Annotated in this window: 1 protein-coding gene; it reads right to left on the bottom strand. The window is 37.8% G+C overall.

Features of this window, described 5'->3' with window-relative positions; translation table 11 throughout:
• Positions 1 to 154: 154 nt before the first annotated feature.
• The coding region (locus BJR36_RS19995) for a hypothetical protein (protein ID WP_091237186.1) at positions 155 to 1,306 on the bottom strand (1,152 nt) is incomplete at its 5' end.

Genomic DNA, 1,306 nt, shown 5'->3' with positions numbered 1-1,306 from the left:
ATAACTTCTCGGAGTTAGAATCAAAAGATGCAAATGTAGATTGAAAATTGAATATTGGTGATTTTGGAAAAAAAGAAGAAATTTTGTGTACGAGAAATAGACATAACGGAAGTTATGCCTTAAAATAGGTATTGTCCTTATGGACATTAAGCGGTCAGCTTAAATGTTTTTGAAATGCCTCAACAGATGGCATTTCCCATGCGTCAAGATGTTGTAGCATCATGATTGCGTAGAGGCGGCAGTACCACATCTTAGATGAACGGTGTCTGCCGCCTTCTAATTTATAATCCTCTTTCTCGCGTTTGTTAGAACGTTCCACAGAAGTTCTTCTGTCATATTCCTTTTTCCATTCCTTACTGTCTCTTGGCGGTATGTTAATTAATCTTGGATCATCTTTTAGTTGTGTATGTACAGTTCTTCCGTACTTTGCATCAGAACAAGGAGATTCGCAGAAACATCCATGTTTACGGTCAGCTTTAGGGCATCTGAATTTTGCACGATGCTTTGCTTTTTCAATACCATCGTGGTACATGCGTAAGCCCATTTTACAGATAGGAACGCCATCTTTATCAAGAGTGAAATCATCTTTGTATTTGTAGTTACCGTTGTTTGTTTTCTTCAAATCAATAAATGGAGTAATCCCTTGCTTGCGACAATAGTCGTAGACAGGAAAGGCATCCATCGCAGAGTCGAGTAACATTTTATCTACCTTAAATGAAGGCAGATAAGATTTCATAGTAAAGAACGTATGTAGAAAAGAAAGCATATCGTGTCTTGAAGCACGTTCCAGTAATGGAAACACAGGCAAATCACTATGGGAATCTGAAGCAACAAACATATATAGATGATAGCCATTGAAGTAACAGTCACGAGAGGAATCCCAACCACCATTGCAATCAGGCTGGGAAAATAAACGCTTACAATTACAGTTGTGAATACCATTTTCTTTACAGTTACAGATACGTTTTCTACGTATGCGGGCAGCTGTTCTAACTGGGGTACCATCACCAGCAATTGCAAGCTGTGACGGATTAATCAGTTCTTTTGTAATAGAAACATTAAGGAATTGATATTGATAAAGTTTAAAAACAAGGCCAAAGGGATGGTTGCTTTTAATAGGGTTACGAACTAGAAAGGGAAGTAGTTTAGAACAGATAGTACCGGTGTTAGCTGGAGTTTTATCACCATGCTTTTTGCCTTTTTTGACTTTGGGTTTCACAAACCTTTCATTTGGAGAAAGATTATTAGAATCAGAAAGCCACATACGGTCAAAAAAGTCATAGAAAGTACCGATTCCAGGAGTATC

It is taken from the genome of Anaerobium acetethylicum (assembly GCF_900096945.1).
Taxonomy (GTDB): Bacteria; Bacillota; Clostridia; order Lachnospirales; family Lachnospiraceae; genus Anaerobium; species Anaerobium acetethylicum.
The sequence above is the reverse complement of the archived record's forward strand: the minus strand, read 5'-3'. Positions and strand labels throughout refer to the sequence as shown.